This window comes from Herbiconiux aconitum (genome assembly GCF_024979235.1).
Taxonomy (GTDB): domain Bacteria; phylum Actinomycetota; class Actinomycetes; order Actinomycetales; family Microbacteriaceae; genus Herbiconiux; species Herbiconiux aconitum.
In genome coordinates, this window is sequence record NZ_JANLCM010000001.1 from 1,303,016 (window position 1) to 1,327,954 (window position 24,939).

22 protein-coding genes and 1 pseudogene are annotated in these 24,939 nt (G+C 63.5%); 11 read left to right on the forward strand and 12 right to left on the reverse strand.

The genetic code is table 11. The features are described 5' to 3' along the window. Positions 1-485 precede the first annotated feature (485 nt). On the forward strand, positions 486-2,798 hold the full coding sequence (locus tag N1027_RS05980) for a glycosyl hydrolase family 95 catalytic domain-containing protein (RefSeq protein ID WP_259506129.1): 2,313 nt from the start codon (positions 486-488) through the stop codon (positions 2,796-2,798). A 241-nt stretch (positions 2,799-3,039) separates the two neighbouring features. Here N1027_RS05980 and N1027_RS05985 read toward each other — a convergent pair whose 3' ends face one another. The 3 genes from N1027_RS05985 to N1027_RS05995 are packed head-to-tail and all read right to left on the reverse strand — an operon-like array spanning position 3,040 to position 6,284. Then, complete coding sequence (locus tag N1027_RS05985; protein WP_259506131.1) at positions 3,040-3,951, reverse strand: carbohydrate ABC transporter permease; 912 nt, start codon at positions 3,949-3,951, stop codon at positions 3,040-3,042. Next, complete coding sequence (locus tag N1027_RS05990) at positions 3,948-4,961, reverse strand: carbohydrate ABC transporter permease (protein WP_259506132.1); 1,014 nt, start codon at positions 4,959-4,961, stop codon at positions 3,948-3,950. The genes N1027_RS05985 and N1027_RS05990 overlap by 4 nt, the downstream gene beginning before the upstream one ends. 27 nt (positions 4,962-4,988) lie before the next feature. Continuing rightward, a complete protein-coding gene (locus N1027_RS05995; RefSeq protein WP_259506133.1) occupies positions 4,989-6,284 on the reverse strand; it encodes an ABC transporter substrate-binding protein in 1,296 nt (431 codons plus the stop codon). A 202-nt stretch (positions 6,285-6,486) separates the two neighbouring features. Here N1027_RS05995 and N1027_RS06000 point away from each other — a divergent pair, with 202 nt between their 5' ends. Further along, positions 6,487-7,665: a mandelate racemase/muconate lactonizing enzyme family protein gene (locus N1027_RS06000; protein WP_259506134.1), complete on the forward strand. Its 1,179-nt coding sequence runs from the start codon at positions 6,487-6,489 to the stop codon at positions 7,663-7,665. A 496-nt stretch (positions 7,666-8,161) separates the two neighbouring features. Here the strand turns inward: N1027_RS06000 and N1027_RS06010 are convergent, their stop codons facing one another. The 7 genes and pseudogenes from N1027_RS06010 to N1027_RS06040 form a co-directional block, all read right to left on the reverse strand. Further along, complete coding sequence (locus N1027_RS06010; protein WP_259506136.1) at positions 8,162-9,136, reverse strand: Gfo/Idh/MocA family protein; 975 nt, start codon at positions 9,134-9,136, stop codon at positions 8,162-8,164. 48 nt (positions 9,137-9,184) lie between these two features. Beyond that, a complete protein-coding gene (locus N1027_RS06015) occupies positions 9,185-9,394 on the reverse strand; it encodes an FCD domain-containing protein (protein ID WP_259506139.1) in 210 nt (69 codons plus the stop codon). A 176-nt stretch (positions 9,395-9,570) separates the two neighbouring features. After that, positions 9,571-9,813: pseudogene (locus N1027_RS06020) on the reverse strand (FadR/GntR family transcriptional regulator); the annotation flags it as partial. Between the two features lie 7 nt (positions 9,814-9,820). Next, positions 9,821-10,771, reverse strand: a complete 951-nt coding sequence (locus tag N1027_RS06025; RefSeq protein WP_259506141.1) for a sugar kinase — start codon at positions 10,769-10,771, stop codon at positions 9,821-9,823. Next, positions 10,768-11,376: a bifunctional 4-hydroxy-2-oxoglutarate aldolase/2-dehydro-3-deoxy-phosphogluconate aldolase gene (locus N1027_RS06030; protein WP_259506143.1), complete on the reverse strand. Its 609-nt coding sequence runs from the start codon at positions 11,374-11,376 to the stop codon at positions 10,768-10,770. Before N1027_RS06030 ends, N1027_RS06025 begins: the two co-directional genes overlap by 4 nt. Beyond that, the gene (locus N1027_RS06035) at positions 11,373-12,134 is read right to left on the reverse strand and encodes an SDR family oxidoreductase (RefSeq protein ID WP_259506146.1); all 762 of its coding nucleotides are present in this window, start codon (positions 12,132-12,134) and stop codon (positions 11,373-11,375) included. The genes N1027_RS06030 and N1027_RS06035 overlap by 4 nt, the downstream gene beginning before the upstream one ends. Then, positions 12,131-13,156, reverse strand: a complete 1,026-nt coding sequence (locus N1027_RS06040; protein ID WP_259506147.1) for a zinc-dependent alcohol dehydrogenase — start codon at positions 13,154-13,156, stop codon at positions 12,131-12,133. Before N1027_RS06040 ends, N1027_RS06035 begins: the two co-directional genes overlap by 4 nt. 251 nt (positions 13,157-13,407) lie before the next feature. On the opposite strand from N1027_RS06040, the gene N1027_RS06045 reads away from it, so the two are divergent. Both N1027_RS06045 and N1027_RS06050 read left to right on the forward strand, forming a co-directional pair. After that, positions 13,408-14,352, forward strand: coding sequence for an aldo/keto reductase (locus tag N1027_RS06045; RefSeq protein WP_259506149.1), 945 nt, complete (start codon positions 13,408-13,410; stop codon positions 14,350-14,352). Further along, complete coding sequence (locus N1027_RS06050; RefSeq protein WP_259506151.1) at positions 14,349-15,677, forward strand: L-fuconate dehydratase; 1,329 nt, start codon at positions 14,349-14,351, stop codon at positions 15,675-15,677. Before N1027_RS06045 ends, N1027_RS06050 begins: the two co-directional genes overlap by 4 nt. Here N1027_RS06050 and N1027_RS06055 read toward each other — a convergent pair. Further along, positions 15,632-16,405 carry a FadR/GntR family transcriptional regulator gene (locus N1027_RS06055; RefSeq protein WP_259506152.1) on the reverse strand — a complete coding sequence of 258 codons (774 nt, stop codon included), beginning with the start codon at positions 16,403-16,405 and terminating at the stop codon, positions 15,632-15,634. The genes N1027_RS06050 and N1027_RS06055 overlap by 46 nt on opposite strands. Before the next feature lie 266 nt (positions 16,406-16,671). Between N1027_RS06055 and N1027_RS06060 the strand changes: the two genes are divergently transcribed. Then, positions 16,672-17,316, forward strand: coding sequence for an amidohydrolase family protein (locus N1027_RS06060; RefSeq protein WP_259506154.1), 645 nt, complete (start codon positions 16,672-16,674; stop codon positions 17,314-17,316). A 50-nt stretch (positions 17,317-17,366) separates the two neighbouring features. Then, positions 17,367-20,594, forward strand: a complete 3,228-nt coding sequence (locus N1027_RS06065) for an Ig-like domain-containing protein (RefSeq protein WP_259506156.1) — start codon at positions 17,367-17,369, stop codon at positions 20,592-20,594. 401 nt (positions 20,595-20,995) lie between these two features. On the opposite strand, the gene N1027_RS06070 is transcribed toward N1027_RS06065, so the two are convergent. Beyond that, positions 20,996-21,358 (reverse strand): winged helix-turn-helix transcriptional regulator, encoded by a 363-nt coding sequence (locus tag N1027_RS06070; protein ID WP_259506161.1) that lies wholly within the window; start codon positions 21,356-21,358, stop codon positions 20,996-20,998. Between the two features lie 48 nt (positions 21,359-21,406). Between N1027_RS06070 and N1027_RS06075 the strand changes: the two genes are divergently transcribed. From N1027_RS06075 to N1027_RS06095, 5 genes are all read left to right on the forward strand, one after another. Further along, complete coding sequence (locus N1027_RS06075) at positions 21,407-22,408, forward strand: LLM class flavin-dependent oxidoreductase (RefSeq protein ID WP_259506163.1); 1,002 nt, start codon at positions 21,407-21,409, stop codon at positions 22,406-22,408. 49 nt (positions 22,409-22,457) lie between these two features. Beyond that, positions 22,458-22,811 carry a DoxX family protein gene (locus N1027_RS06080; RefSeq protein WP_259506165.1) on the forward strand — a complete coding sequence of 118 codons (354 nt, stop codon included), beginning with the start codon at positions 22,458-22,460 and terminating at the stop codon, positions 22,809-22,811. A gap of 184 nt (positions 22,812-22,995) precedes the next feature. Then, positions 22,996-23,268 (forward strand): hypothetical protein, encoded by a 273-nt coding sequence (locus tag N1027_RS06085; protein WP_259506166.1) that lies wholly within the window; start codon positions 22,996-22,998, stop codon positions 23,266-23,268. A 683-nt stretch (positions 23,269-23,951) separates the two neighbouring features. After that, positions 23,952-24,311: a hypothetical protein gene (locus N1027_RS06090; RefSeq protein WP_259506167.1), complete on the forward strand. Its 360-nt coding sequence runs from the start codon at positions 23,952-23,954 to the stop codon at positions 24,309-24,311. Between the two features lie 50 nt (positions 24,312-24,361). Then, positions 24,362-24,784 carry a hypothetical protein gene (locus N1027_RS06095; protein WP_259506168.1) on the forward strand — a complete coding sequence of 141 codons (423 nt, stop codon included), beginning with the start codon at positions 24,362-24,364 and terminating at the stop codon, positions 24,782-24,784. Positions 24,785-24,939 lie beyond the last annotated feature (155 nt).

The window sequence follows — 24,939 nt, forward strand, 5'->3', positions numbered from 1 at the left end:
GTTTCAACGGCCCTGAACGGTAAGACCGTGCGTCCGCCGCTACGGTCGGTCGGGCGGACACTGGGTCGTGGGAGGGGATGTATGGCGGATCTGGGAAGCTGATGAAGGGCGGCACGGGGTGCTGATCGTTACGCAGGCGATCCTTTTTCTCGCCGGGCTCGGCACGATGGGCAGGCGTCCTGCAGCTGCGGCGGCCCGGAGCGGGCTCGGGGGAGTGGTTCATGATCGGCTGCGGGGAGGTGGTGTTGCTTGCGGCCCTCAGCATCTTGCTCACGTTGGGGGGAGTTGGGACGAGTAGGGCCATTCGGGGAGGAAGAGCCGGGAACTGATAATGTGCCCATCTCGATTCATCGGACGACCGGCTCGCCGGTGGATCTCACGGAGCATCTAATCCGCCTGTTTCGGCCTGACGGGTCGCACTTATGTGCACACGCGCGAGAATTCATATGATGTATCCTAGGTTGGTGTGACGAAAGGATTTAGGAATGAGCGCACGCACGGGTTTCTGGAGTAACTCTGCCGGAACGGATTGGCAGCACGGACTCGTGGCGGGCACCGGAAGTCTGGGTGCAGTGCTGTTCGGAACACCAGAGCGACACAGGATCTCGATCTGTCACGAGGATTACTTCCTGCCGGTGAACTCTTCCATCCCGGCGCCGCGTCTAGCGGACTGGCTGCCGCAACTGCGCGCGGTGCTCCAAGCCGGCAATGCCGTCGAGGCGGGAGCGATCCTCGAGCACGTGGCCGGTCTTGACGGCTACGACGAGCTTGTCTGGACGGACCCGTTTCTCCCGGTGGGAGAGGTGTCCTGGGCCCCCGAAATCGTCGACTGGACAGACTACCGACGAGCGGGGGACTTTCGTAGCGGCCGGATAGAGACCATGTGGTTGACCGACGCAGGTGAAATGCGTGTGTCGATCATCCCCGATCGCGAAGCAAATACCGTGCAACTGGAAGTCGCGTCCGAGTTCGACGTCTGGGGGCTGCTCCAGCTCGGCAACGAAACGGATGATGAAGCGGTGACCTCCGTAGGAGCTGTCGACTACGCCCGCTACCTCAACCCGACCGAAGCCGTCACACAGGACCGTGCGCTGTCGTTGGAGACGACAGTCGACGAGGCGGCCCTATCCCCGCTCGCCCAAAGCTTCCCACCCAGTTCCTGGTCGCCAAGGGCAGCGCGACTCACGGTCACAGTTCCCCCAGGCGTCGAACTGGAAGAGCGCTCTGGCGGACTGCGGATTCACGTTCGAGCCAACCAGCCACTCCGTCTCGCTATCGTCGTCGAGCTCTTCGGTGGGGCAAGTTCGCCGCGACCGGCGGCGCACGATTCACACGCCGATCTCTTTGACCGTTGCTCCCTCGATCTGGGCGGCGACCTGGATGACCTCCCGTACGACGAGATCCTCGCGCTCTCAAGGTCGGGAGATCGGTCCGCAACGAAATCCGCCGTCGAACTCGCATTCGCTTCCGGTCGGCACACGATCATCTCATCGTCGGGAGCTCTGCCGCCCACGCTTGTCGGACTCTGGCAGGGAACGCGCCGTCCGGCGTGGTCGGGAGACTACACACAGAACGGGAACCTTCAGAACGGAGGCGTGGCCTCGGTCATCGCCACCGGGACCCCAGAACTCATGCTGCCCTACTTCCGGGTCCTCGAGCGATATGTCGACGACTATGCCGAAAATGCCGAAAGGCTCTTTGGCGCGCCGGGTTGGCTGCTCCCGGCGCGATTCGACACGCACGGCGGAATCAATCATTTCGCAACACTGTTCCCGCATACTTTCTGGATCGGCGCCGGGGGCTGGGCCGTGCGGTTGGCTTGGGACTACTACTCGGCGACCGGCGACTTCGGCTTTCTGCGTGACAGCGCGTGGCCCCTCGCCCGCCAGGTGATGGCTTTCTACGACGCATTTACGGCGAGCGAGAGCGGAGAACGTCATCTCAATCCTTCGTACTCCCCGGAGAACACGCCGAGCGACTGGGCAAACCCCATAACGCTCGACGCGACGATGGATGTGGCGGTCATTCGAGACGCTGCCCGCCTCACGATGCGTATAGCCGCGACTCTGGGCATGGATGAGTACGCAGAGAAATGGGTAACGCTTGTCGAAGAGCTGCCCCAGTATCGCGTGGCGGAGGACGGCACTTTTGCGGAGTGGCTGTGGCCGGGAATCTCCGAGAACATAGCTCATCGCCATGTCTCGCAGCTCTACCCCTTCTGGTACGAAAACGATCCGGCGGCCTCCGCGCCGGAGTTCCGTAAGGCAGCGCTGGAGACCATTCGCCGCAAGCTGGAGTGGCGCGGTGAGAAGCCGTCCGCGCCACCTGAAGGCCGAATGGAGATGGCGTTCGGACTCGTCCAGCTCGGGATAGCGGCCGCTCGTCTCGGGGATGCGGAGGCCGCACTGACCTGCGTCGAGTGGCTTGCGCGTGATCACTGGCGTTCCAACGCAGTATCGACGCATGACGCAGATGCGATCTTCAACGTGGATGCCAGTGGTGGTTTGCCGGCGATCGTCGTCGAGATGTTGATTCAATCGCAGCCGAACAGCCTTCGGTTGCTTCCGGCGCTGCCGGAGGCGTGGGCTTCGGGAAGTGTTCGCGGTGTTCGCTGCAGAGGTGGAATCGTGGTCGATGCGCTGAACTGGGACGAGACGTCTGTGACAGTTAATCTGTCCCGTGTCCCGGATACAGAGCTCACGCGAACCGGAAGCGAACTGACCGTTGTCGCTCCGGACGGGAATGAGCAGCGACTGCTCGTGAATCAATTACCGGCCAGCGTCACATTTGGACGTTAGCCGCGGTTGCTCGCGTCCCGTCCGGATACGCCTCACCCGGCCCTGACGGGAGCGAACCTTTACCTATGGTGCGCCGAGCTCGTCGGGCTAAGTGACCGATCGGTTGCATCCTGGGGCGTCCTGAGACTCTTCGTAAGACACGAGACGGTATCGAGGTGTCGAAGCGGGTCGGTCCTATCCCGGGGCCTCAGTCAGGAGAGATAGTTCAAATCCTGGTCGGACTCATTTCGGCGCGCAGAGATCAGCCCTTTACGGCTCCGGATAGCATGCTCGTGCCGATGAATCGCTGGAAAACGACGAAGATAAGTGCGATTGGTACGATGGCAATTAGCCCGGCGAGGGCCGCTTCGGGGCGGTGAATCGGGAGCTGGCTATTGGTCTCGTTGCTGAGCACAGGTGCAGCGCTCAGCAAGGTTCCCACACCGAGTTGGATGTTGAAGAGCTTGTCGTTGAACAGCATCACGTAGGGCAGGAAGTAGTTGTTCCAGTTCGCCACGAATGCGAAGAAGGTGACGAGCGCGACGGCCGGTCTGGCTAGCGGGAGTCCGAGCGACCAGAACACCCTGAGGTCCGTGGCCCCGTCCATCTTGGCGGCCTCCACGAGTTCCACCGGCAGCGCCGATTGGAAGTGCAGGTAGGTCAGGTAGACGCCGAATGGGAAGAACGCAGACGGAAGGATGACCGCCCAGGGCGTGTTGACCAGGCCCACGAGTGCCAGTTCGCGATAGATGGGAAGGAGCGTCGCAGCGGTCGGGAGGATCATGCCGATGAGCGTGAGGAGGAGGAGCAGTCGCCTGCCAGGGAACCGGTACATCGCGAGCGCGTACCCGGCCGGGATTGAAATGGCGACCGCGATGATCACTGTTCCAAGGGCGTAGAAGATCGTGTTGCTCGTCCAGAGCAGAACTTCTGCATCGTTGAACGACATGAGGTTGTTCCACGCTGTCCCGATGTTTTCGAATGAGCCGAACGCGAGCGGTGGCAGCGTCGTGAGCTCTTGGTCGGTCTTGGTCGGGGCCAAGAGCATCCAGAGGAGCGGGACGGCGAAGAAGACCGCAGTTGCGGCGAGAAAGATCAGTCGGGCCGCACGGGCGGTGCCGCGCGCGACTTTCGCGGAAGTGGGCGATGTGGTCTTGATGGTGATGGCGGTCATCGTGCGGTCTCTTCCGAATAGCTGCGCAAACCGAATATTAGGAACAGGGCTGCGGCGACGCCGAGCAGGATGAGCATGAGCGCGTAGACACTGGCCACCCAGGGGTCGTTCTGTTTGAAGGCGAAGTAGAAGGCGAGCTGGTTCAGGGACCACGTCGAAGACAGGGAGCCGGGGGACGCTTTTGCGAGGAGAGTCGGTTCGACCACGAGTTGTGCCGCGCCGGCGAAGCTGATGACGCCGATGAACGCGATGTATTTCTGAATCTGAGGCAGCTTGATCCGGATCGCGGTGTGCCAAGCATTTGCCCCGTCGATCCGTGCCGCTTCCAAGATCTCTTTGTCGATCGCGGCGAGGGAGCCTCCCAGTACGACGATCCAGCCGCCGACGCTCGAGTAGAGCGCCATGATCGCAAAGATCAAAGGGAATCGATCTGTGGTCAGGACGTCGCCGAGATCGTGGGCGCCAGCGGCGTTCAACAGGGGTCCGAACGGACTGAGCTGCGGTGCGAGCATGAAGATCCACAAGACGACGAGGGGCGCGCCCACGACGACACCGGGGAGGTAGTAGGTGAACCTCGCGACCGATCCGGATCTGTCTCGCCGCGAATCGATGAGCAGAGCTAGAACAGTCGCTCCGACAAGCAGAAGGGGGAGGAAAATGACGAGGAACGACGCCACATTGATCACGGCCGGTAAGAAGGAAACGTTCTGTATCGCCCGGTTCCACGAGTCGAGGCCGACTCCCGTGCGGCTTCCGAAGAAGCCGAAACTGTAGAGGATCGCCATGATCACGGGAATCACGCCGAACACGGCGAGGAAGACCGTGTAGGGCAGGGTGAGCAGAAGCGTTGTGATCGGCGAAACGCGCCCCCGCAGGCTCCGCCGGGGTTTTTCGCGGGGTGCGCTCGATTGGCGCGACACACGGGGCATCGTCGTAGTTGCCATCTGGATTGACCGTCTTTCAGTGTCACAAATAGGGCGGGCGGGGGGCTGCAGGTTATCGGCAGCCACCCGCCCGCTCGATCAGCTCAAGGGCGATTACTCGATCTTGACATTGAGCCCGTAGTCGGTGCCCGTTTGGGCGAATGCCTTCTGCCAGGCATCCATGTTGGCGGCGATCGTATCGCCACCCTTGATCGCGGGTCCCACCGTGTTAGAGAAGGAGGTCAGGAGGTCGAATCCGGGCTCCACGTAGAAGTCGACATCCTTGATGTCATCGAACGCGCTCACCAGAGTCGGGCTCGGGTCTTCGGCGTAGACAGGCGACTTGCCCTGCGCCTGTGCCCAGGCATCGCGTGCAGGACCGTACGCAGGCCCACCGTCGAGGCTGGCCAGCAGGTCGAGGTCGGTGGTCTGGTGCTCAATGAAGTCCAGTCCGGCCTGCTGGCGGCTGGACTGCTTGACCACGAACCACTGTCCCCCAACTGAAGCAGCGGTTCCCTTGACGCCGTTGTCCCAGAGCGGCAGAGGTGCTGCAGCCATCGACCCGTTCGGTACCTTGTCCTTGAACAAGGCTCCGGGGAACCAGATGAACCCCGGCATCATCAACAGCTTGTCGTCGGTCATCACCGTTGCGAAGTCGGTGTCGAACGGACCGAGAGTCGCGATGCTCTTGTTCTTGATGAGCGGATCGAGCATGTCCGTGACTTCGGTGCAGTTGGGGTCAGAGGCGAGGTTGACGACCGCGTCGACGCCGTCATTCGAGGAGACGCCCGTGCACTGATTGGACCTGTAGAACACGTTCGGGCACGCCCAGTCTGCGCAGCTTCCCATCACATAACCTGGGTGCTCAGTCGCGACCTTTTCCCCAAGCTGCGCGTACTCAGTCCACGTCGTGGGCACCGTGTAGCCGAACTGGTCCATCAGGGGCTTGTTGTACCAGAGCACGACGGTCGCGACGTCCTGAGGGAGACAGTCGATCACGCCGTTCGACGTGCACGCCGAGAGAGTGCTACCGAACCCGTCCTTGACCTTGTCGTCGACAAGGCCGGAGAGGTCTTGCACGAGGTCGAACTTCCCCGCGATTGCCGGCGCATCGGAATTCGGCGTGAAGACGACGTCGGGACGGGACGACGCGTCGTCCTTGACCTGGCTGAGCTTCGACTGAAGCTGAGCCGCGTCAACGACCACGATGTCGAAATTGGATGCGCCTTGTGCCTCGGCGTACGCTTCGGCCTGGGCCTGACGAGCGGAGTCCACCCACACGACAAGTTTGCCACCACTGTCCGCGGCGGGGGTGGATGCGGCACAGCCCGAAAGTATGGCAGCCGAGACAGCCATCGTGGCTATTGCCGCGACGACCCCGGATTTGCGCCTGGAGCTTCGAACCTTCATTAGTGACCTCTCTGTCAGAAGACCCTTGGTAATGCGCGTGCCGAACGGCCCGGGCAGTTGGTACTATATCTGATGAATCCGAAGCAAGCGAGTGGTTTTACCTGGACAATTCGCCGTATCGCTGCCGCAAATGACATATAGATCAGATGATTAGACGATATCATCCTCCAATCAGCTCGTCGGCCAGCAAGGAGAACCATCGATGAAGATCACCGGCTACCGCAGCGTCATGACTGTCCACGACTGGGGCAGAGTCACCGGCGATGTCAATGGAGTGCAAAGCGGCAACACCACTCCGGTGCCGATCCTCATCCTGGAAACCGACAGCGGGCTCGAAGGGATCGGCCTGGGAGCGCACCCCGACGTTGCCCGGGTGTTTCCAGCGGTCGAAGGAGAGGACCCTCGTGCCGTGGTCGCCCTCTATGACCGCATGCTGGACTGGGTGTTCAAAGCGGGCCATGCCGGCAGCACATTCGGCACAATCGGTGCCATCGATATGGCCCTGTGGGACCTGAAGGCCAAAGCGGCGGACGAACCGTTGTGGCGCACGCTGGGCGCACGTGAGCGATTCGTTCCCGGCTACGCCTCCGGCCTCGAGTACGGATTGACCGACGATGAACTCGCCGACCTCTACGGTCGGTTCGCTGACCGCGGCTTCAAAGCAGGGAAGCTGAAAGGCGGCCGTGACCTCGACCGCGATCTCCCGCGTCTCGAGATCCTACGCGAGGTGCTGACCCGCAACTCTCGGCATCCCGCGCTCATGTTCGACGCGAACGAGTCCTGGAATCACGCACAGGCGTCACGCTACATCAGCGCGATCGAGGAACGCCTGGACCTCACCTGGGTCGAGGAGCCGTTGCGGCGCTGGGATGCCGCCGGTATGGCCGCATTGCGCGGCAAGGTCCGAGCGGCAATCGCCAGCGGCGAGAATCTCACGGGCCTCGAGCAGTACCGACCGCTACTCGACGCCAACGCGCTCGACATCGTGCAGGTCGGCAATGTCTGGGGCATCACCCACTTCCTGCGGGTCGCGACCCTCGCACACGGTCATGATCTGCCGGTCAGCCCCGTCGCGTTCAACGCCAATCCCATCGCCCACGCAGCCGCCGCGGTGCCGAACCTCCTCACCTTCGAGGTTCAGGACCTGGCCTTCCCGGTGGGTCTGGATGTCGACCAGGAATTCGAGGACGGCGGCATCGTGCTGGGCGACCGACCCGGCTTGGGAATAGTCGTCGACGAAGCCAGGCTCGCGGGGGCCGGCTCATCCCTACTACCGCCCGCTACGGGCCCGCACGTCCGCCCGGAGCGTGCAGCGCTGCGACTCGTCGCTGAGCCGGACGTCATCGACAATCCCACCGTTACGGTCCGGCCTATCTCGTGAACAGGGAACCGCAGAGGTTCGCGTTCGGGGACACGCTGTTCGCCTACTTCGAAAATATCGGCGACGACTATGAGGCCGACATGCGGGTGGTCGACGCGGACCCGGTGTCTCAGCAGTGGCTGACGCACACCGACCCGTGCCAGGTAAGGATCGGCGGGGAAGGAATCCCGGAGCTGTAATGGCAGCAGATCGACGAAGTTTGGCACATGGGGTGAGCGACAGGATCGGTGCGCTCATCCACGCTTGAAACCGGACGCCCCCGGACTGGAACGATCTGGATTCGATGGCTGCCAGAGTCCGCGACTTCGGCCTTCGTCGTCGGGTAGGCGATGGTCGCGCGCCCCTGCGGCGTCGAGTCTCACCGCGCACGCTGGCTCGACGCCGCTCGCGCCCGGTGATTGGCGCGCGCTCCATCGGGAACAATCTTTCCTCGGGGACGGCCGCACCGCACGCTAATGGCAGATGCGGGTTCTGGGTACGGGCGGTGGGGTCATCACTAGACCAGCCCGATGCGCTCCCGGATGGTGTCCATCGTGCCCATGATCGCGACGGACTGGGCCAGCGGCAACCGCGTGTCCTCGCCACCGCCCGCGGCGATCAGTCGTTCAATGGCCCGCGCCTGGTATTGCATTCCGCGGCCGTCGATCCGGGACTCGTACGACTCGATGACGTTGCCCTTCGGACCCACGACGCGGAACGAGGTCGGCGCGTAGAAGGTCGCATCGAGTTCCACCCGTGCGTCCGTGCCGACAATCATGGCACTGTTGTCACCGGCAGCATCGAGCTCACTGGTCAGCGCCGCTTGGGCACCGCTGCTGTAGCCGAGCAGGATTGACGTCTGCCGGTCGACGCCCGTCGCGGACGGCGTGGACAGGGCGAGCACTTCGCTCGGAGCACCGAGCACATCCCATGCGAACGACACCGGGTAGATGCCCAGGTCGAGCAGCGCGCCGCCCCCGAGTGCCGGGTTGAGCATCCGGCCGGCAGGGTCGGGATCGGCGAGCTGCACGTGGTGCGCGACGACCGAGCGCAATTCGCCCAGGGCGCCGTCCCGGATGATGTCTTGGAGGCGCTCCATGTGGGGGAGCCAGCGCGACCACATCGCTTCGAGAGCGACCAGACCGGCTGCCCGAGAAGCGTCGGCGATCTGCTGCGCCTCGCGCTGATTCATGGTGAACGGCTTCTCGACGAGAACGTGCTTGCCGGCCCCGAGCGCCAGCAGCGCGTTCGGGGCGTGCTGAGGATGCGGCGTCGCAACGTACACGACATCGACCTCCGGGTCCGTCACCAGTTCCTCGTAGCTGCCATGTGGTCGTTCGAGCCCATGCGCTGCCGCGAAACGGGCGGCGGCGTCCGCGGTGCGCGAGCCGACCGCCGCGACGACGTGGCCGTCGAGCTGCAAGTCTCGTGTCATGGCGGCGGCGATCCCGCCTGTGCCGAGAATGCCCCATCGGGGCGAGGAAATCGTCATGTGGTCGCTTTCGTCGTCGGGGCGTGATCAGCGAGTCGCCGACGCTTTTCAGGACTCGTGGATGTGGTCGTACATCGCCTTCTCAGCGAATCGAGCATCCCCTTTGACAATCATGTCGACGACCAAAGCGTGCTCGTTCAGGGTGAGGGCCGCCATATCCAGGGTGGTGGTGATGCCGTGATGTCGGCTCGACTCGAGAGCTCTTGTGTACAGGTGCTTCGCGATGTTCTCGGCCAGCCGATTTCCCGAGATCTCCATGAGTGCGTAGTGGAATCCAGCGTCTCCGCCACATCAGCTGCCATGACGGACTCCAAACTGGCGCGCACGAAGACCATCTCCTCGAAGATGCCGAGGCTCGCATCGTTATCGATCAGTACCGACAGCACCACAGGATCGAGCATGTTCCAGTCAGCGGAGGAGCGCACCTGCGTGCCTCTGCCCTGCGAAACGCTCACGAGCCCCTTCTCCTCGATTTGCTTGACCGACTCGCGCAGCACTGTGCGGCTGACGCCGAAGTGCTCGCACAGGGGTGCCTCTGGCGGCAGCAAATCTCCCTGTTTCAGATTCCCGGTCACGATGAGGTGCACCAGCTCGGCAATCACCGGCACGCTGAGCCGCTCGGCCGGAAGCCGTTGCACAATCCGACGGGCCGGGGCGGGCGGAATTGAGTCGGACATGGACAGGTCAGCGCACGACGGGCTCGGAGGCGCTCAGCAGACGAAGGTCTTCCCGTCGGGGCAGGCTCTCCCAATCCCCAGGCCCGAGGCACGCGAAGGCGCCCGCATCCGTAGCGAGTCCGAGTCGTTGCGCGATCCCTTCGCCCGCAATGCGTGCGGCGAGATAGCCAGCGACAAAGGCGTCGCCGGCTCCGACGGAGTCGACAACGCGGATCCGGTGAGCGGGACGTGAGAACGGCTCGCCCCCAATCACGCCAGTAGATCCTTCCGCGCCCAGCTTGACGATAACCTCGCTCGGCCCCAGCTCCGATAGGCGCTCTGCGAGGTCGGAGACGGGTGAGTCGGCCCCGGGCGCGATCAGCCTGGCTTCATCGTCGCCGGCGAAGAGGACATCAGTCATGGTCGCGATCCGGCGGTAGAGTCCGCCCGGGTCGCCGGTGCGCCACAGCGAAGCGCGATGGTTGACGTCGCAGGACACTGTGACACCAGCGGCCCGTGCGGTCTCGATCGCGGCGAAGACGGCGCGCTCAGCTGTCGGGGACAATGAGGCCGTTATACCTGTGACGTGCAAGACGGCGGCGCCGCGGATGAGGTCTTCATCCAGATCATCCTCGGTAAGGCGGCTACCGGCGCTGTCCCGACGATAGAAGTAGACACGAGTGCTGTCGGCGGTCCGCTTTTCCTTGAGCATGAGCCCTGTTGGTGCTTCGCGGTCCACGATTGCGTGGACGTCGACCCCTTCGGCGCGGAGCTCGCGGACGATGCGAAGGCCTAGGCTGTCGTCGCCGACACGGCCAGTCCACTTGGCATCGACTCCGAGGCGACGGGCACCGATCGCGACGTTGCTGTCCGCACCACCGATGCCGAGCTTCGCGTCGGTGACCGTCTCGAGCCCCCCGGACTCAGTGGTTCGGTAAAGCGCCATCGTCTCACCGAAGGTATAGAGGTAGCCGGTCATCGGAGCAATTCACCAGCTGCCGTACAGAGGTCGGCGATCGAGAGGAAGTCACGGGCCTTGATCGCTTCCCGAGGGGCCATCCAACTGCCGCCGATCGCTGTGACCGCCGGGTGGCTCAGGTACGCACCAGCATTGGTAGGTCCGATGCCGCCCGAGGGCATGAACCGAACCTCCGGGAAGACCGCGGCAAGTGCTGCGATCATCGCGACCCCGCCGAGTTGTTCCGCCGGGAAGACCTTGAGGAGGTCCAGCCCGAATGCGGAAGCACGCGCCAGTTCGGTGGCAGTCGCGATCCCCGGGATCGACGCGAGACCGAGCGCCAAAGTCCTTTCGACCACCGGTTCGATGAGACCGGGACTGACGATGAACCGCGCACCTGCGTCAGCAGCCCGTGAGACATCATCGGTGGTCAGGGCAGTGCCGACACCCACAACAAGGTCGTCATGCCGAGCCATGCGGCGCGCGGCCTCGATCGCAGCGGGAGTTCGCAGCGTGACCTCGACCTGCCGGATACCGCCGGCGAGCAGGGCCTCTGCCAGCGGCTCGGCGTCGTCTGCGGAGTCGATGACGACGATCGGCAGGATGCGGCCGAGTGAGATGCTCATCGGCCCAACCACCCGCCGTCGACGGGGAGAATTGCCCCGCTGATGTACGCCGCGGCGTCTGACGCGAGGAACACGGCTGCACCCCCGAGATCTTCCGCGCGACCCCACCGTCCCGCGGGGATGCGTTCGAGTATCGCCTTCGAACGATCGGGGTCGTTCTGCAGCGCCTCGGTGTTGTCCGTCGCGATGTACCCGGGGGCGATGCCGTTGACCGTCACTCCGAGTCCCGCCCACTCATTCGAGAGTGCTCGGATGAGCCCGGCGATGCCGGACTTGGCGGCCGTGTAGCCGGGAACGTTGATCCCGCCCTGGAAGGAGAGCAGGCTGGCGGTGAAGAGGATTCGCCCATGGCCCTCCGCGATCATGCGCCTTCCGACGGCCTGGGAGAGCACGAATTGGCTGGTGAGGTCGACCTCGAGTACCCGGTCGAAGAGAGCGAGAGGATGCTCGGCGGCCGGGGCGCGCTCGATGGTCCCCGCGTTGTTGACCAGGATGTCTACGGGTCGGCCTCCTTCGGCCACGAGAGCGCCGAATGCCTCTACCGCCGCGCGATCCGCGAAATCGACCGTGTGCCCGGTGAACTCCCGGCCGAGCGAACGAACACGATCAGCGATGGTGGAGTTGTTCGGATCGAGGCTCGCAGACACACCGATGACGTCGGCGCCCGCGGCCGCTAGCGCCTCGGCCATCGCGAACCCGATGCCCCGTTTCGCGCCGGTGACGACCGCGAGCCTACCCGTGAGTTCGAAGGGGTTCACTCGCCCACCCCCGCGACATCGACGAGGATCTTCATCGCCTTGCCACCCTCCAGGGTCTCGAAGGCGGCCCCGACCTCGGAGAGCGGAACGATCGACGTGATCAGCGCGTCTGCGGGGATCGCGCCCTCCGCTACCAGGCTCACCGCCTTCTCGAAGTCGCGACGTTCATAGACGCGGGCGCCAAGAATCCTCAGTTCTCGCCAGAACACTCGATGCAGATCGATCGGTCGAGGCTCGGAATGGATGGCCACGACGACGAGGGTGCCGCGCACCTTCGCAAGGCTGGTGGCAACCAGCACAGCAGCGGCAGACCCGGATACCTCAAAGACGACATCGGCGCCGGCGCCGGCGGTCCACTCGTTCACCCACTCGACCTGGTCTGCGGTGCGAGGATCGAGGGTGCGGAGCCCGAGCGCCTCTGCGGCAGCGCGTCGGCTCGGATCGAGCTCGATCACGACGACCTCCGCCCCGGCGGCCGCAGCGACGGAGGCGATCAGCACGCCGATCGGCCCGGCACCGATCACGACAGCGCGATCGCCGGCCTTCAGCTCGGAGCGACGGACATCGTGAACGGCGACAGCGACCGGTTCGACGAGCGCCGCGTGGTCGAGGCGAACGCCGTCCGGCACCGCGACAAGCACACCGGCGGGGACGTTCCACTGCTGCTGAAGGGCACCAGGGGAGTCGATGCCGATGAAGTCGAGATTCTGGCAGATGTGCTGGTTCCCGGCCAGACACGCCGGGCACGTCCCGTCCCAATCCAAAGGCATGACGGTCACCGCGTCTCCAATAGCCCAACCCGTCACATCCTCCGCGATCGCGGAGATGATCCCGGACATCTCATGGCCGATGGTGGCAGGCCGGGTGACCCGCGAATCCATCGCACCGTGGAAGATGTGCAGATCGGTGCCGCAGATACCGGCGTAGGCGACATCGATTCGGACCTCACCGGGCGCGAGCGGGGGCGCATCTTCCTGGTCGATCCGAATCGTGCGATCTCCGACGTATTTCGCCGCCAACATGAGGCACCTTCGCTTTCTGCCGATAGGGGAATTGGAGGCCCGCGTCCGAAACCGCGGTCGGCTCGCCTCCGGAGATTGAGGTAGAGGTCTTATACGTAGAAAATCGATCGTATGCGCGGATAGATTCGATGTATTGTGCAGTCTATCGACTTACAGAGGGGTAAGAGCCAATCTGCTAGGCTATTTGTCTGATGAATCATCGAACTGGACTCAGTGAGCGACTGCTCCGAACGGGCACGCGAGTCACGAGCATGGGCATGGGCGTCTCGCAATTTGGAAATCTCTTCCGAGAAACCTCCGACGAGATCTCTGCCTCCGCAGTTACTCGAGCACGCGCCGCAGGAATCCGATACTTCGACACGGCGCCGCACTACGGGCTCGGCCTCTCCGAGCGCCGCCTCGGTGCTGGGTTGCGCGGCGTCGCACGCGACGAATACACGTTGTCGACGAAGGTGGGCCGGTTGCTTGTCGAGAGCCCCGAAACCGCCGATCAACTCGACCCCGAGGGATTCATCGTGCCCGCTTCGGTCAAGCGGGTATGGGATTTCAGTCGCGAGGGAGTTCTTCGTTCGGTGGAGGCGAGCTTGGCACGTCTCTCGACGGATCGACTCGACATTGTGTATCTCCACGACCCCGATGATTTCTGGGCGGAAGCGTCGACAACAGGTCTCGACGCTCTGATCGAGCTTCGTGATCAGGGCGTCGTGGGCGCCGTGGGGGCAGGAATGAACCAGGCCGACATGCTCGCCGACTTCGTCGAACGCACCGACGTCGATGTCGTGATGGTTGCAGGCCGGTTCACTCTGCTCGATCAAACGGCCCTGACGAGGCTTCTGCCGGCTGCCGCTGATCGTGGCGTCGGTGTCGTCGCGGCTGCCGTCTATAACTCCGGTCTGCTGAGCTCGCCGACAGTGTCTGACGATGCACATTTCGATTACGGGCAGGCGTCGCGGCCGACGATCGAACGTGCCAGGAGCATTGCGTCTGTCTGTGAACGCTTTGGTGTTCCACTCCCGGCGGCCGCCGTTCAGTATCCGCTCCGTCATCCAGCGGTCGTCTCGGTTGTGCTCGGCACCCGAACTGCTGAACACGTCGACAGCAATCTTGAACGCTTCCACACTCCGATCCCCGATGAGCTCTGGGCCGAGCTCGACGCGTCGGGCCTGGCCCCTGATCCGATAGGCACTCTCCGATGACAACCATCACCGGCGCCCGCGTCTTCGACGTGCGCTTTCCGACCTCGCTGAGTCTCGACGGCTCCGATGCGATGAACAAGGACGGTGACTACTCCGCCGCCTACGTCGTGCTCGACACGGATGACCCCGAGCTCAGCGGGTTCGGGTTCACCTTCACGATCGGCCGCGGCAACGACCTGTGCGTCGAAGCGGCTCGCCAGCGAGCGTTACCCCTGATCGGACTCTCGGTGGAGGAGGTCGTCGGAGACCTCGGCGGCACGTACCGGATGCTCGCATCCGACACCCAGTTGCGCTGGCTCGGACCGGAGAAGGGCGTTGTGCACCTGGCGATGGCCGCTGTCATGAACGCCGTCTGGGACCTCGCTGCCCGCCGCGCGCGCAAGCCCCTCTGGCGGCTCCTGGCGGACATGACACCCGAGCAGCTGGTCGATGCCGCGGACCTCCGGTATCTCTCGGACGCGCTCACCCGGGATGAGGCCATCGCTATCCTGACCGAGATGGCTCCGACGCGGGCGCAGCGCATTGCCGTTCTCGAAGCCCGCGGGGGCTATCCCTGCTACACCACCAGCGCCGGCTGGCTCGGCTACAGCGATGACAAGCTCCGCCGGCTGCTCACAGAAGCTGTCGATGAGGGCTACCGGCACGTGAAGCTCAAGGTCGGCGCGAATCTGGAGGACGACATCCGCCGGCTTCGGATCGCCCGTGAAGTCATCGGCTGGGACGCGAAGCTCATGATCGACGCCAACCAGGTCTGGGACGTGCCGCAGGCCATCGACTGGGTACAGCGGCTCGCCGAGTTCAAGCCGCACTGGATCGAGGAACCGACCAGTCCAGACGACATCCTCGGCCACGCCGCCGTGCGCAAGGCCGTCGCGCCCATCGGCGTCGCCACGGGAGAGCACGGCATGAACCGGGTGCTGTTCAAGCAGATGTTCCAGGCCGAGGCCATCGACTTCTGCCAACTCGACGCCGCTCGGCTCGCCAGCGTCAACGAGATCCTGGCCGTGTACCTGATGGCGAAGAAGTTCAACGTCCCAGTCTGCCCGCACGCCGGGGGCGTCGGCCTGTGCGAGCTCGTCCAGCACCTCTCCATCTTCGACTACGTCGCGGTCTCCGGGACGCTGGACGACCGGGTGACCGAGTTCGTGGACCACCTCCACGAGCACTTCACCGACCCGTGCATCGTCATCGACGGCAACTACACCCTCCCGTCCAAGCCCGGGTACAGCGCCGAAATGTTCGATGAATCCGTCACCCGGTACTCCTTCCCCGGTGGAAGCTACTGGCTTGAAGCGTCACTTTCTTCGGAAGCCTCGGTGGGGTGAGTCTCGGAGAAATCCTCCACGCCCATGAGATGTGTCTCCATCCGCACCCGTGCCCGATCCGGGTCGCGGCGACGCAGCTCGGCGAGGATCGCACGGTGCTCGGCTTGCGCGCCCGGCACCGTGCCCCGCTCCGTCATCGCCCGCCACATGCGAGTGCGCTGTGTCCGGCTTGCCAGCGACTCGATCAGCGCTGCCAAGGGCCTGTTACCGGTGGAGCGAGCGATCCGCGTGTGAAACTCGCTGTCCGCGGCGATGACCTCCGCAAGATCATCGTCATCGACGCCCTTCTCGATGATCGTGTCCACGCGGTCCAGAACTGCGCTCAACAGATCCAATTGCTCGTCGGTCAGGGTTCGCGCGGCAAGCGCCGCACTCTCCGACTCCAGGATTCGTCGCACGTGCAGCAGCTGGGTCGCATCATCCGCTACCTGCAGGTCGGCATAGAAGGAAAACCCGCTGAGCAGACTCGTGGCGTCCAGGGACGTCACATACGTGCCATCGCCCTGCCGTGTCTCCAACACCCCCATGACAGCCAAGGCACGAACTCCCTCGCGCAAAGAGCCCCGGGACACCCCGAGCCGGACGGAGAGCTCCTTCTCGATAGGCAGTCGCTGACCCGCGAGAAGCTCGCCGTTACTGACCATCTGCATGATCGCCGAAACCACGTTTTCGGTCAACGACCGGCGGGCTGGAGCCTCGTCGCGGCTCGGCAATTCGGCGGAAGTCATCTGATCATTCTACTCAGGAGGACCCATGATCATCGATAGCCGCCTGCACGTGTGGGACCAGTCCCAGGCCGAATACTCATGGCTCGGTCCCCACCCCCCCGGCTGAATCGCGACATCCGAATCGACGAGGTCAAACCCGCCTTGGAGCGAGCCGGAGTAACCGGCGTCATCCTCGTCCAGTCGTCCGACGAAGCCGGAGACACCACCAACATGCTGGATGTCGCAGCCGGCGAACCCATGGTTCTCGGTGTCGTCGGCTGGTTCCCTTGGAGGATCCGCGCGAAACCGAACGCCTGTTGTCCACGTTCTCAAGCGACCCGACGATCGTTGGAATCCGCAATCTAATCCATGACCGTTCCGACCCGGACTGGGTGCTGCAGACGGACTTCAACGCAGGACTGACGCTCCTCGAGGAGGCCGAGCTCCCCTTCGACTTCGTCACCAGCGACCCCGTGGCCCTGGGCCGGCTGATTCGCGTGGCAGACCGCCATCCCGACCTCAGAATCGTCCTCGATCACCTCGGCAAGCCGCCGCTGAGCGGCACCGCGGAGTCCCTCGAGTCGTGGGCTCAACTGCTGAATGAAGCCGCATCCCGACCCAATGTGTACGCCAAAATCTCCGGACTCTACGCGAGCGAGGGGTCAGCCGACGGATGGACGACTCAGCGCGTCGCAGGCGCAACCAAGGTGGCCTTCGACGCATTCGGCCCTGAACGGCTGATGTACGGCGGGGACTGGCCGATGTCGACGATCGCAGGAGGCTACGACCGGGTCTTCGCTGCTCTGCGCAGCGCGGTCGAGCCGCTCAGCGGCGCCGACCAGGACGCGTTCTTCTGGCGGACCGCGGCCGAGTTCTACCGGCTGCAGGCTCCCGCTTCCGAGCCAGCCCTTGATCATTCATCAGACATATGATTACCTAAACCCGGGCGCTGGGGCCCAAATCAGGGAATAGGGGCAATGAAATGACACTGATGTCAGATGAATTGACAAATCGTGGGGTGAAGCGACGCGCTGGAATAGCCGTCGTCAGCCTCGCCGCAATCGCCGCCATGGCGCTTGTCTCTCCGCCGGGTGCGTATGCCGCGTCGGGGACCGCCTACTACGCCGCTCCAGACGGAAGCGACAGCAGTGACTGCTCATCCGATGATCCGTGCTCGCTTGCGCGAGTCCAACAGGTGGTCCAGTCGGACACCTCGAAGAGCGACTCCGATGTCACGGTGCAGCTCGGTGGAGGCGTGTACCGGATCTCGGAGCCTTTGACCTTCGGTCCCGACGACGGCGGCCAGAACGGCCACGTCGTGACCTGGCAAGCGGAAGATGGTGCCACACCGGAGATCTCCGGATCGAGCGCCGTCGGTGGGTGGTCTTCCTACGACCAGGCCAAGAACATCTACGTAGCCGACATCCCGGCCGGCGTCGACAGCCGACAGCTCTACGTGAACGGAGTCCTGGCACCACGCGCAGCCATGCGCGTGACCAGCTCGGACGTATCGATCAGCCAAGCAGGAATCCAGGTGCTGAACCCGTCACTCGGATACCTCGCCGATCTGCCTCAGCAGAACCGGATCGAGTTCGAGTCGATGGGAGACTTCACCGACCGCTACACCCCGGTCCAGTCCATCCAGGGAAACACCATCACAATGTCCCAGGAGGCCTGGAACAACAACACCTGGGGCTACGACACCGTCCAGTACTCCTTCCTCGCGGCGCCGACCTGGTACCTCCAAAACTCCCTTGCATTCCTCAACGAAACGGGGGAGTGGTACATCGATCCGGATGCCGGAAAGGTCTACTACAAGCCAGGAGCGGGAGTGGACCCCAACAGCCTCGATGTCGAACTACCGACCACGCAGACCCTCGTGTCGGTGTCGGGCACGTACGACAATCCTGTGACTGGCCTCGCGTTCCAAGGAATCACCTTCTCGGGGACGTCCTGGATGGGCCCGTCTCACGACGGCTATGCGAACACGCAGAACGGCGCATTCTTAAACGAGAACTACGCGTCTCGACCGGCGGACGCCTACACGAGCTGCTCACGCGGTTGCAACGGCTACGAGGGAACGAGAAGCAACTGGTATCAGGAGCCGGCTGCGGTGCAGGTCTCGGCGGCCAATGGGGTCTCGTTCGATCGCAACCTCTTCACGAACCTCGGTTCGAGCGCCCTGGGTGTCGGAAATGACACCAACGCCACCCTCAGCGGGGTCGGTCTGGGCGCCAGCAACGTTTCCATCGTCGGCAACATCTTCACCGAGGTCGCCGGTCACGGAATCGCGGTCGGTGGTGTACGCCCCGACGCACACCACCCGAGCGACCCTCGAATGATCAATCAGGACATCCTGATCCAGGACAACACCGTGAACAGGGTCGCGGTCGACTACAAGGACAACTCCGGGATCCTGAGCACCTATGTGACTCGGGCCCGCATCGTGAACAACGAAGTCGCCAACGTCTCGTATGACGGAATCGACACCGGGTACGGCTGGGGCGCCAACGATGCCGGCGGCACGCAGCAGTACGTGAACATGGGGTACTACGACTGGAACACGAAGTACGACACCCCGACGACGTTGAAGGACAACTACATCGCGGGGAACCTGGTTCACGACACGAAGGCACGGTTCGCCGACGGCGGCACCATCTACAACCTCTCCGCCAGTCCGGGCACCATCGTCGAGAAGAACTACCTGTACAACTTCCCCGGAGTGGGCCTGTACCTGGACGACGGCACCCGTTACACCACCTACCGCAACAACGTGATGCAGGGAGGAGGACCCTTCGTCTTCACGAACGCGTACGACGCCGGTAGCAACACGAAGGACAACATGGTTCGTGACAACTGGTACAGCGGCAATGGTGCGCAGAACCCGAATGCCGCTGCGAAGAACAACCAGTTCATCAACAACACGAAGATCACGGGCAACGCCTGGCCTCAGGCTGCCCGGGATGTGATGTGCGCCGCGGGAGTCGATCCTCAGTACCGCACACCGTTGAACGCCAACCTCTTCGGATTGACGGGATGCGCGACCGGGTCGGACGTCAGTGCGCCGTTCTCTACGGCTGCTACGAGTGGTATTCAGACAGTGTTCCGCCAGAGCGATTCGGTCGTGGGTATTGCGGCCGCGGGCAAAGACATATGGGGCGCGGGCGGGCAGCACGATGACGAGTACGGCTCGATCTATCGGGCCGGGTCCGTCGCTCCCATCAGCAGCGTCTCTGCACGGGTCAGCTCGTTCAACGACAGCAATGTGTGGGCGAAGACCGGCGTCATGGTGCGGAACGCGCTCAGCGCACCGGGGTCGTCTGCTGGATACGCAACGACGGCGGTGACCGGGAACAACGGAATACAGTTCGCTTGGGACTCCAATGGGGATGGCTACCTTGATTCGAGTGCGGTCGCGAACGTGAACACGTTTCGACCGATCTGGGTCAAGGTCGTACGCGCCGGCTCCGCGTTCTCGGGCTGGTATTCCTACGACGGTGTGAACTACGACCAGATCGGCTCCACTGTGAACCTGCCGAACGCGGCTGTAGTTCAGGACGGTGGCGTCTTCTCCACCTCCCACGACACCGCCCAATCGGCGATCAACGTCTTCACTGACGTTTCGGTGACCCCGGATCTGACCCAGGACATGACGCGTCCAACAGTCGCTCTCGTGACCCCGGCCGCCGGAACCATCGCGTCTCGTCTCACCGTGCAGATGAACGCTGCGGATGACGTCGGATTGAAACGGATCGTGGCAAACGTCTACCGTGACGGGCAGCTCGTCAAGAGCACGCAGACCGCCGTGACTGTCGGGGCTACAACCGGGTCCCATCTCGCCGACGTTGCCCTTCCTGACGGTAACTACACCCTCAAGTACAACGCCGAGGATCTGGCCGGAAACATCTCCACCACGGAAACGGTCCCCTTCACGATCGACTCGACCAAGCCCACCATCACGGTGAAGGAAGGCAGTGACTTCACGATCGCGACGGGACAGACCTATGACAAGATCAGCCTCAAATTGTTCGACGCGGGCAAGATCGATCGGGTTACGGTGAACGGAGTGGTCAAGGACCTGACAGATAATCAATGGTCTGACGTGAACTTACTCGCCCCAGGTACGTTCGGAGCCACCGTCGGTGAGAACACTGTTGTCGCCTACGACATCGCGGGAAACGGTGAGACGCTGACCTTCACCCTCAACTAGCGACCATCGCTTAGAGGCGTCTGTTCACCGTCTGCGCCTCGAAGAAAAGCCGGACTCGGACCATCGGAGTCCGGCTTTTCTGAGCGACGAAGCCACTGTCGGAGGCACGGTCGCGGACGGGGTAGTGGAGACGCGCGGCCGAACGGGAACCGTGGTCGCATCAACCGATGATCGAGTTCGAAGCGAGGCAGAGTCCGCCGTCGTCGACTTCGCCGCCCTGACCACGCGGCTCGGGATAGATCCGGCTGAAGCAGTCCGCATGGTGCGGACCGCTTTTCGTGGATTTGAGACTCAAAATGTGTGATCGATAGCCGATCAGTGCCACCCAAGCGAGCCCCGAGCAGGCACACGAAGTGTGCGCGGAGCGCGGTCGGTCAGGGTGTGCGCGAATGGCTATCGTCTTAGGGGCGGCCCGTGGTGTCCCGGTAGTCGAGGATGGCCTCGCCGTGCTCGCGGGCCCAGGTGGTGAGCATCCTGATCGGTTCGTCGAGGGTGCGTCCGAGCTCGGTGAGGCTGTACTCGACGCGCGGCGGCGCTTCGGCGAACGCCTGCCGGTCGATCAGCCCGTTCTCCTGAAGGCGGCGCAACGTGTGCGTCAGCACCTTCCGGGAGATGCCGCCGATCAAGGTCACGAGCTCGCCGTGCCGTTTCGGGCCGTCCGCGAGAGCGAAAAGTGTGACGGCCGCCCATTTGTCGCCGATGATCTCGATAGCGGCTCGGGCAGGGCAATCGGCGTAGAACACGGTTCCGGCAGCGAGCGTCATACCTGAAGGTTACCAATCGGTACCTAACGGATGCGTAGCGTCGATGACATGCAACTCGGCGTCTTCTCCCTCACCGACCGAACCGGTTCCATCACCCTCACCGAACGCGTGCGCGACATCATCGACTTCGGCGCCCACGCCGACACGGTGGGCCTGGACGTGTTCGGAGTCGGCGAGCACCACACCTCCCGCTTCGCCGTCTCCTCGCCCGCCGTGGTGCTCGCAGCCATCGCCGCTCGCTCGAGTTCGATCACGTTGACCAGCGCGGTCTCCGTGGTGAGTGTGCTCGACCCGGTGCGGCTCCACCAGGACTTCGCCCAGCTCGACCTCGTCTCCGGCGGTCGTGCCGAGATCACCGCCGAGCGCAGCGCCTACGCTGAACCGTTCGAGATCTTCGGCGTACCGGTGGCCGACTACGATGCCGTTTTCGAAGAAGAGCTCCAGCTCCTCCTGGCACTGCGCCGCGGCGGGGGCGTCACCTGGGCCGGCCGATACCGGGCACGGCTGAACGACGCGCAGATCATCCCGCAATTGGACCGCGAACTGCCCATCCGTCTCGGTGTCGGCGGCACCCCCGAGAGCGCGGCCCGTGCCGGCCGACTCGGTCTCCCGATGACCCTCGCCCTGCTCGGCGGAAGCCCCGCCCGGGCGGTTCCCCTCGTCGATCTGTACCGACAGAACGCCGCCGACAACGGTCACGCATCAACCGAACTCGACGTCGCCACGGTGAGCCACTTCTACGTGGGCTCGACCCCACAGGAGGCACGCGACACCTTCTATCCGCACTACCGCCGCTATTTCGCGGAGGGCCGCGGAGCGCACCTGGACCGCGCAAGCTTCGACGAGATGGCGGCACCGAACGGGCCCCTGGTCGTGGGCAGCGCCGAAGAAGTTACCGAGAAGATCCTCCGGCAGCACACGCTCCTCACCATCGACCGCTTCCTCGGCCAGGTCGACATCGGCGGCCTGCCCCGCGACACCGTGACGGCCTCGATCGATCGCTTCGCCGAGGATGTCGCCCCGGTGTTACGCCGCGAGAACGCGAACTGACCCCCCTCCTTCACGACATCACCAACCAACCCTCGATCAAGGAATCACCGTGCACATCGCCGCCGTTATCGCATCCGTCGTCCTCGCCCTGGCCATGCTGGCCTCGGGCGTCATGAAAGTCATCCGCGCTCCCCGCATCGTGAGCATGATGGGTGCAGTCGGCGTCACGCCCAGACAGCTACCCGTGCTCGGAGCCCTCCAGATTGCGGCAACGGTCGGCCTGATCGCCGGAATCTGGCTCCCCGCCCTCGCGATCGCCGCCGCGATCGGTCTCACCCTCTACTTCACCGGCGCGATCGTCGCACACGTTCGCGCCCACGATCCTGCGCGTCAGGGCATCCTGTTCCTGGTCCTCGCCGCCATCACACTGGCGCTTCTCCTCCTGGACGCCACAACCCGATAGCCCACGACACAGCTGCCGGCAGCGAGACGCCCTAGGGATCGTCCAGCGGGCGTGGCACGTGACCGCCGACGGGACCTCAGTTAGCAGGCCTGCCACGAACCCGCATTACCTGCCCGCTAGCCGGTCGTCATTCGGGCACATTGCCCTGGTCATTGATCCGACACGAAGGGTGCAAGATGGTGCCGTGACGGATGACGACGAAGTTCAGGCGAGAATTGCGGTTCTTGAAGCACTGATTGCTCTTGCTCCGGTCCTAGGCGAGATCCTCCATGAAGCCGATTCGGTTGACTCGTCCGAGGACTTCGCGGTCCTCATCGCTTCGCGGTTGGGCGTGAACTTATCGCTGGCTAGGGTCGTGGCCAACTCGCGACTCGAAGCGCTGATCGCTGGTTTCGCCATCGCGAGGAACCGGGCTGAGCTCGAGGAGCTCAGCCGAACGCGGCAGACGCGCTCGTAGGCCGATCGGATCATCCCTCAGGGTGCGTTCCAAAGTTCGGATCAAGGTGCTTGGCAGCTAATCTGTCCGAGTGAGGACGGACGTGAGCGAAGCGTATACGGGGGAGCCGATTGTACGAAGAAGTAACCGCCTCGGGATTGCAGGTTTCGCTCTTTCGCTCGTGGTGTTCCTTGGGGCAACTATCTCCGTCGCCGAACTATCGACTCGCTCCTCCCCATACACGGGTCGGGCGATAGACGCTCAGGACTCTGCAGTCCCGAGCGCCTCTGATCTGACAATCCTCCAGGATTTCGCGTTGTCGATAGGTCTAACCAACCTGGTCGGCACAGTGCTGGGAGTGACTGCCCTCATCATTGGAATTCGGACGAGACGAACGAATGGGTTCGCACCCTTGACGATATTTGCCTCGTTGCTGACGCCTGCAATCTGCTTCATACCCTCGATATGGGTGCTGGCAGCAGCGGCAACATCTCCATAAGCAGCCGACGGTACGAAGCGTCGCCCCGTCAGGACCGGAACTGCGTCGACTGTCAAAGATCGCTGTCCTTCTGAGCAGATTGCTAACGCCAAGTCGCGCAACGTGCGCGGATACCGATCTCTGAGTGAACACTTCCTCCTGAACCGTGGGTCGTGTGCCCGTTCGCGGCACTCGACGTTGGGCCGCGGAGTTCTAGGATCGACACGTGACGACGATTCGGGAACTCACTTCGTTCGAGCGCGAGTTGCTCTCACTCTTAGTACTAGGTGATTGGGAGGGCGCGGAAGCCGCGCGTGAGCAACTCCGTTTGGCCAAGCATGCTGGGCCGTGGACGAGTGGATCACAGAGCTTCCATGTCGACGTCGAGTCTGGTTCGCCCCTCGTTTCGCTTCCAGACGGGTTGCTCAACAATACGGAGCGCGCCGTCCACGACGGCGATGACTGCATCGGTGGTGTCATGTTGTGGTTGCAAGCGGGGAGAATCAGTGGTTTCGAGTACTACTGGGTGACTGACGACCCGCCGTTGGGGTTGCCCACGCTCAAGCAGGTTCGTCACATGAACTAGAGGGGCGAATGCCCTCAAGAGACGCGTTGGCTGTGCGTTAGGTTTGGCTCGTGACGCCCGACGAAAAGCGCAGCGATCTGCCCCGGTATGAACGAGTCTCAGTGCGTAGACCGATGGCCGCCCGAGGGGACACGGATCGAGCGGCGAAGGATTCGGAACTGCTCGCAAGCGCGGTGCTCGAGGAGCTGCAAGTAATAAATGGCTTCATGGAATTCGACATTCCGGAGGCTGCTATCGGAACACTGGCAAGCGCAGTGACCTCGCGCGTTGAGTCCGCGTTTGAGGTGCGCTGGTCGCCCAGCTGGGTCGCCCGCGGCCGGCCGCATACTTGGAAAGAGTTCGACAAGTGGCACGCCAGGTGCAACGACTGTCTCGCTGAAGCGCCGGCCTCGTCATCAGAAGACGACGCGGTGTCGTGGTTCGACGCTCACTACTCAAGCGTCCACAGCAATCCAGAGTCGCATGGCGCCTAGCCAGCTGGTGAGCATCGGCGCCCCTCGCCAAGGACCCGCCGCGCTCACTTTTGCAGTCGCTTCGATGCGCGTGAGGCGGTCGCGAAGGTGCGCACTGAGATCCGATTGGTCGACACGGCCCTGCTGTTGGAGGGATGCCCGTTTACCCCGCCCTC

Bases quoted from the DNA above. Each gene is read 5' to 3' on its own strand.
- N1027_RS06045 (WP_259506149.1), top strand. From the start codon at position 13,408: ATGGGCATGGGCGTCTCGCAATTTGGAAATCTCTTCCGAGAAACCTCC.
- N1027_RS06030 (WP_259506143.1), bottom strand. From the start codon at position 11,376: ATGAGCATCTCACTCGGCCGCATCCTGCCGATCGTCGTCATCGACTCC.
- N1027_RS06000 (WP_259506134.1), top strand. From the start codon at position 6,487: ATGAAGATCACCGGCTACCGCAGCGTCATGACTGTCCACGACTGGGGC.
- N1027_RS06040 (WP_259506147.1), bottom strand. From the start codon at position 13,156: ATGTTGGCGGCGAAATACGTCGGAGATCGCACGATTCGGATCGACCAG.
- N1027_RS06065 (WP_259506156.1), top strand. From the start codon at position 17,367: ATGACACTGATGTCAGATGAATTGACAAATCGTGGGGTGAAGCGACGC.
- N1027_RS06070 (WP_259506161.1), bottom strand. From the start codon at position 21,358: ATGACGCTCGCTGCCGGAACCGTGTTCTACGCCGATTGCCCTGCCCGA.
- N1027_RS06025 (WP_259506141.1), bottom strand. From the start codon at position 10,771: ATGACCGGCTACCTCTATACCTTCGGTGAGACGATGGCGCTTTACCGA.
- N1027_RS06015 (WP_259506139.1), bottom strand. From the start codon at position 9,394: ATGGAGATCTCGGGAAATCGGCTGGCCGAGAACATCGCGAAGCACCTG.
- N1027_RS06055 (WP_259506152.1), bottom strand. From the start codon at position 16,405: ATGACTTCCGCCGAATTGCCGAGCCGCGACGAGGCTCCAGCCCGCCGG.
- N1027_RS05985 (WP_259506131.1), bottom strand. From the start codon at position 3,951: ATGACCGCCATCACCATCAAGACCACATCGCCCACTTCCGCGAAAGTC.
- N1027_RS05980 (WP_259506129.1), top strand. From the start codon at position 486: ATGAGCGCACGCACGGGTTTCTGGAGTAACTCTGCCGGAACGGATTGG.
- N1027_RS06050 (WP_259506151.1), top strand. From the start codon at position 14,349: ATGACAACCATCACCGGCGCCCGCGTCTTCGACGTGCGCTTTCCGACC.
- N1027_RS06010 (WP_259506136.1), bottom strand. From the start codon at position 9,136: ATGACGATTTCCTCGCCCCGATGGGGCATTCTCGGCACAGGCGGGATC.
- N1027_RS06075 (WP_259506163.1), top strand. From the start codon at position 21,407: ATGCAACTCGGCGTCTTCTCCCTCACCGACCGAACCGGTTCCATCACC.
- N1027_RS05995 (WP_259506133.1), bottom strand. From the start codon at position 6,284: ATGAAGGTTCGAAGCTCCAGGCGCAAATCCGGGGTCGTCGCGGCAATA.